A 5,189-nucleotide genomic window follows, 5' to 3' on the forward strand; every position below is an offset into this window, starting at 1 on the left:
CTAGTACTGCTCGGCCGGCGGTCGGGTGGCGAGCCGACGCCCGGTGCCCGGCGACGCCGGCCACGACGGGCTGCTCTGGCCCACCGCGACGAAGCCCGCCCCGAGGACCCAGGTCGGCGGCCGGTCGGTGAACGGCGTCGTGGTCGGGTGTGACCGGATCCGCCGGGCCCAGAGCCGCGCGGTCTGTCCGGGAAGGCCGTGGAGCAGGATGAACGCGACGAGCAGGAAGGGGGCGATGAACCCGCCGAGCGCCCCCGTCGTGCCCAGGACGCGGTCGTCCCGGTTCATGCGCCGACCCGGCACAGGGTGTCGAGCAGGGCGGCGTACGAGGCGACCAGGGCGCGTCGCTCGGCCGCCAGGCGCGGGTCGGTCGGGTCGCACCCACCGGCCACCCACGCGTCCGACAGGTCCATCGCCTCGACCCGCCACCGGGCGGCCTCGTGCAGCGAGCCTCGGGGCACCCCGTAGACGTGCGCGTAGAGGTCGACCAGCGCGCGTTCGAGGTCGGCTCGGTCGGCGGCGTCGTCCCGTTGGCGGGCCCGGTGGATGCGCCACCACTCGACCTCCAGCGTCGCAGCGCGGTCGGGTTCGAAGTCCAGGTCCGAGCGGGCGTGCAGGAGCCGGTAGAACCGGCGCATCGCGGCACGCGCGGCCTCGGGGTCGTTGTCCGGGACCGGTGCCCACGCCTGGTTGGCGCGCAGCACGTGCCACGCGGCAACCCAGGTCGCCCACGGACCGAGGCCGAAGCCCTCGTCCACCATCCCGACGATGGAGCGCAGCGTGCGGACCCAGTCCCGGCGGTAGTAGCCGACCCAGGCGTCGGTCTCGAGTCGACCGAGGGCGACCGCGTCGAAGCTGCGGGGGCTGTGCCGACCGAACAAGGGCGCACCTGGCTTCCCGGCCGGCGGAAGCCCTCGACAGTGCTGACAGCCGCCAGTCGTGCCGTCGATACTAGTCGCACACACCCGTTCCGGGAGGGGGTTCACGTGCCTGCGCGCAACCTCGAGACCGTGGTGGCGGCCATGGATGCTCGGCTGGCCGCGCTGCCTGCCGGACAGCCCGCCCGGCGCCGGTTCCTCGAGACGTACCGCCGGACCACGCTCGCCGTGGGGACCGCGATCGACGAGGCGCGGTTCGAGGACCCCGCGTGGGTCGAGCGGTGTGACGTCGTGTTCGCCGACCTGTACCTGGCCGCCCTGGACCGCGACCTCGCCGGTGCCCCCGGCGTGCCCCGGCCATGGCGCCTGGCCTTCGATGCCCCGCCGTCGCTGCCCGCCCTGCGGCACGTGCTGCTCGGCATCAACGCGCACCTCAACTACGACCTGCCCCAGGCCCTGCTGGGAGTGATCGACGACGACGAGTTCGCCGACCCCGTGCTCACGGCGCGCCGCCGACGGGACCACGAGCGGGTCGACCGCGTGCTCGCGGGGTGTGTCGGCGCCGAGGACGACCGGCTCGCAGCCGGGTCGACCCGCACCGTGACCGAGCGCGTGCTGCAGCCGCTCAACCGCGTCGCCTCCAAGCTGTTCCTGCGCGAGGCACGCCAGAAGGTGTGGCACAACACCATCGAGCTACATCGGGCGCGGGTGGCGGTCGAGGGCGCGTATGCCGCCCGGCTGGCTGAGCTCGAGTTGCTCAGCGCGGTCCGCGTCGCCGACCTGCTGGCACCGGGGCAGGTGCTGCTGCGTCTTTCCGTGGCCGGTTTCGGCGTCACCCTCCCGCCGCCCGCCGCCTGAGGACTCGGTGGCCGACAGCCACGGGGTGCTGCGAGCGGCAGGAGGGTGAGCGGCATACCCGATGTGTATGCCGCCCAGTTGCGAGCGTGGGGAACGTTGCCTCCCAGCCGTGCTCCCCTCCGGTCAGCGTGATCCACCTGCTGGACCGGGGAAGATCCGTGCGCCCTCACGTCATTGGGGCGGACCGGCAACGCCGTCATGCCACGGACACGAACCAGGTCATCGACCGGCCCGAGGAGCGCGGATCATCCGGATCTCTCGTACCCCGTCGTCGAGCTGGGCCGTGCCGTCGGCAACGAAGCCGTGCTTGCGGTAGAACGCCTGCGCACGCGGGTTGGGGTCGGCCACCCAGAGGGCCACCGACTCGTCCGGATCGACGACCGTCTGCAGCAACCGTTGCCCAGCGCCTTTACCGTGCTCGACCGCGCACACGTAGAGGACATAGAGCTGCCTGACCCACTTCGCCCCAGCGTCCAGGGGCGGACCGGACATCGCGATGCCCACCAGCTCGCCGTCCCGTTCGGCGACAGCCACGCGGTTGGCACGATAGCGCTCCTCGGTCAGCGCGGCAGTCCAGAACTGCTCCCGAGCAGCGAGCAGGCCGGGGTCGTCGAGCGCCGCATCGGACATGAGCCCTCGGTAGGTCTCCTGCCAGCACCGCACATTGACGTCCGCCATCCGCGGCGCGTCCTCGGCCCGTCCCAGACGGACGATCAGCCAGGCAGCCATCACAGAATCGTAGGCACCCCCGGGCATCAGGGCGCTCGACGATGGTCCTCGCTTCCTGCGTTGCTCCGCTCAGGTCTGGTGATGGCCTCGCGGGGGGCGCAGCGCGTTGAGGGCGGCACGGCGGATCGCGGGGCGGGCCGGCTCGGGTAGCGGGTCGGGCAGGGAGACCAGCGGGCGGATCAGGGCACCCAGGGCGGCGTAGCCGCGTGCGGCGGCGGCGGGGTCGGTGGCGCTGTCCGGGCTGAGCAGGGCCACCAGGCGGGCGGCGCTGGTGGTGGACCAGGCGTCCAGGTCGAGGGCGTGCCGGGAGGCGATGTCCCGGGTGAGCAGCTCGGTGGCGAGGCGGTTGGCGACCAGCAGGTCCAGGACGGTGTCGATGACCTGGGCCGGGCGCGGGCCGGTGCGGCGGGTCTCGAGCTCGGTCAGGGCCTGGTCCAGGCCGGCCGTGAACGGGGTGAGCAGCGCGCCGAGCAGGTCGGCCTTGGACCTGAAGTGGTACAGGACCGCGCCGCGGGTCAGGCCGAGCGCGGCGCCGATCTGGGCCAGCGAGGTGCGGTCGTAGCCGTAGTGGCGCAGGTGTTCGGTGGCCACCGCCAGGATCCGGGCCTGGACCTGCTCGGCGTGGGCGCGTCGGGCGCCGGCCGGGTCTGACATGCGTGTCCTCCGGTGGGGGGTTGACAGCGACAGGTGAACGGCTGAGACTATCACTGACCAGCAGGTCAGTCAGTGATGTGAGGTTCTTCGGGGTGTCGCCCCGGGGACGGGACCCGTCGGGGGCAGCCCATGGCCTTGTTCATCGACCAGGCCGGGGACCCGGCCCTCGTCGCGGCGCGTCCGTTCGCGGCGCGTGGGAGCGGTGCCGACACGGGCGGCACCCCGACGCCCGGCCGACCCGGTGGTGCAGCCGTCCCTCAGCGGCAGCGCCACCGGGTTGCTGCTGATGCTCGCCTCCTCCGGTCGGGGCGCTGCGTGAGCGGTGACCCGGTCGTGACCGGGGCCGTCACCGACACCCAGGGGGCCGGTGCCCACCGACCGGTGTCGAGCTCAGCCTCTGGCTCGCACGCAAGGCGGAGGTGACCGGTGGCGGACGAAGGCCTGGGTTCCGGAGCCGTGCTCGCGGTGCTGGCCGGGCACGAGGCCGATCTGATGCGCCGCGCCAACGTGGTGGCGGTGGCTCCGGGCACGGTCGACGGCGCTCCGTGCATCACGGTATACGTCACCGGCAAGGTGCCTGCGGAGCAGCTGGCGCCGGCGGACCTGCTGCCGCGGGAGGTGGACGGGGTTCGGGTGCAGGTGCTCGAGTCCGGCCCGATCGGCGCCCAGGGCTGAGCGCCACCAGTACGACCCGGGGGAGCAGTACGACTCGGGGGAGCAGCAACACGAAGGAGGAGTGTCATGGACGGGCTGAGGACATGGGATCAGGCCGGCACGGCCGCTGCGCAAGCGCTGGCCGCGGCATGGGAGCAGGCCGGTGAGCAGGCGGCGGCCCGCGCCGCCGCGCCGCTGGCGGGGGCCCCGGAGGCCCTGGAGGCGGCCGGGCACATCGCGGCGGCGCAGGACCGGCACCAGGCCGCGCTGCTGGGCCGGGACGGGGTCGTCGCGGTGGCCCCGAGCCTGAAGGTGAGCGGCGGCACGGTCACCGACACCGCGTCGCTGACCGTGTTCGTCGAGGCCAAGCGTCCACTGACCGAGCTGGCCGAGGCCGACCGGGTCCCGGCCGAGCTGGACGGGGCGGTGACCGACGTGATCGAGTCCGGGCCGATCCACGCGTTGACGTTCGACGGGCGGGTCCGCCCGGCGCTGCCGGGCTTCAGCATCGGCCACCACGACATCACCGCGGGGACGTTCGGTGCCCTGGTGCGTGACCTGCGTCGGTGCCGTTGCGCCGACGTGACCGACTGCACCTGCGGCGCCGGCCCGGAGGGGGACTACCTGATCCTGAGCAACAACCACGTGCTGGCCAACACCAACGCCGGCGGCCCCGGCGATGCGATCCTGCAGCCGGGCCCGTTCGACGGGGGCCTGTTCCCGTCCGACCAGGTCGCCACCCTGGACCGTTTCGAACGGATCGTCTTCGGGATGTCCGGCTACAACCTCGTCGACGCGGCGCTGGCCCGGCCGACGCACAGCCGCAACGTGACCGCGATGCTGCTGGGGGTGCTCGTCCCGCGCGGGATCGACCAGGCCGGGGTCGGGATGGGCGTGGTCAAGGCCGGGCGCACCACCCAGGTGACCGCCGGGGTGGTGCTGTCCACCAACGCCACCGTCGCGGTCAACTACGGCGCGCCCGGCACGGCGGTCTTCCGCCACCAGATCATCACCACCGGCATGTCGGCCGGCGGCGACTCCGGCAGCCTGCTGTTGAGCCGGGACGGGCTGGCCGCGGTCGGGCTGCTCTACGCCGGCTCCGCCGTGATCACCATCCACAACCACATCAGCGACGTCGAGACCGCGCTCGGCGTCCGGCCGGTCACCGCACCGACCACCACCTGACCCGGCCGGGTCGCAACCGAAGGGACAAGCTGATGCACACCTCCACCCGACGTGGCTTCCTGGCCGCCGGCGGGGCCGGCCTGACCGCCTCGGCACTGGCGCCGCGGGCCGCCGGCGCCACGCCACCCCGGGCGTGTCTTCGGGGCCCAACCGGGCCCGGCCGGGGCCCGGTGGTGGCCTGGCTGCCCGATCCGGCCAGCGGGCAGGCGTACGTGCTGCGCGGCGAGCAGG

8 protein-coding genes are annotated in these 5,189 nt (G+C 73.6%); 4 read left to right on the plus strand and 4 right to left on the minus strand.

The features are described from left to right. Both WMI84_RS16765 and WMI84_RS16770 read right to left on the minus strand, forming a co-directional pair. On the minus strand, positions 1–288 hold the full coding sequence (locus WMI84_RS16765) for a hypothetical protein (protein ID WP_347354917.1): 288 nt from the start codon (positions 286–288) through the stop codon (positions 1–3). Continuing rightward, positions 285–881: a hypothetical protein gene (locus tag WMI84_RS16770; RefSeq protein WP_347354918.1), complete on the minus strand. Its 597-nt coding sequence runs from the start codon at positions 879–881 to the stop codon at positions 285–287. Before WMI84_RS16770 ends, WMI84_RS16765 begins: the two co-directional genes overlap by 4 nt. 105 nt (positions 882–986) lie before the next feature. On the opposite strand from WMI84_RS16770, the gene WMI84_RS16775 reads away from it, so the two are divergent. Continuing rightward, positions 987–1,736, plus strand: coding sequence for a DUF5995 family protein (locus tag WMI84_RS16775; RefSeq protein ID WP_347354919.1), 750 nt, complete (start codon positions 987–989; stop codon positions 1,734–1,736). 219 nt (positions 1,737–1,955) lie between these two features. Here WMI84_RS16775 and WMI84_RS16780 read toward each other — a convergent pair whose 3' ends face one another. Further along, positions 1,956–2,465, minus strand: a complete 510-nt coding sequence (locus WMI84_RS16780; RefSeq protein ID WP_347354920.1) for a GNAT family N-acetyltransferase — start codon at positions 2,463–2,465, stop codon at positions 1,956–1,958. 69 nt (positions 2,466–2,534) lie between these two features. Continuing rightward, positions 2,535–3,119: a helix-turn-helix domain-containing protein gene (locus WMI84_RS16785; RefSeq protein WP_347354921.1), complete on the minus strand. Its 585-nt coding sequence runs from the start codon at positions 3,117–3,119 to the stop codon at positions 2,535–2,537. Positions 3,120–3,545: 426 nt separating this feature from the next. On the opposite strand from WMI84_RS16785, the gene WMI84_RS16790 reads away from it, so the two are divergent. From WMI84_RS16790 to WMI84_RS16800, 3 genes are all read left to right on the plus strand, one after another. Further along, entirely contained in the window at positions 3,546–3,794 is a 249-nt protein-coding gene (locus tag WMI84_RS16790) for a hypothetical protein (RefSeq protein ID WP_347354922.1), read from the plus strand. Positions 3,795–3,860: 66 nt separating this feature from the next. Further along, complete coding sequence (locus WMI84_RS16795) at positions 3,861–4,958, plus strand: hypothetical protein (protein WP_347354923.1); 1,098 nt, start codon at positions 3,861–3,863, stop codon at positions 4,956–4,958. Between the two features lie 32 nt (positions 4,959–4,990). Then, positions 4,991–5,189 (plus strand): hypothetical protein (locus tag WMI84_RS16800; RefSeq protein WP_347354924.1); only part of this gene is annotated, 199 nt, incomplete at its 3' end.

The organism is Intrasporangium sp. (assembly GCF_039812505.1).
Taxonomy (GTDB): domain Bacteria; phylum Actinomycetota; class Actinomycetes; order Actinomycetales; family Dermatophilaceae; genus Intrasporangium_A.

Coding starts and splice junctions, on each gene's coding strand:
- WMI84_RS16765 (WP_347354917.1), bottom strand. CDS start 288: ATGAACCGGGACGACCGCGTCCTGGGCACGACGGGGGCGCTCGGCGGG.
- WMI84_RS16780 (WP_347354920.1), bottom strand. CDS start 2,465: ATGGCTGCCTGGCTGATCGTCCGTCTGGGACGGGCCGAGGACGCGCCG.
- WMI84_RS16785 (WP_347354921.1), bottom strand. CDS start 3,119: ATGTCAGACCCGGCCGGCGCCCGACGCGCCCACGCCGAGCAGGTCCAG.
- WMI84_RS16795 (WP_347354923.1), top strand. CDS start 3,861: ATGGACGGGCTGAGGACATGGGATCAGGCCGGCACGGCCGCTGCGCAA.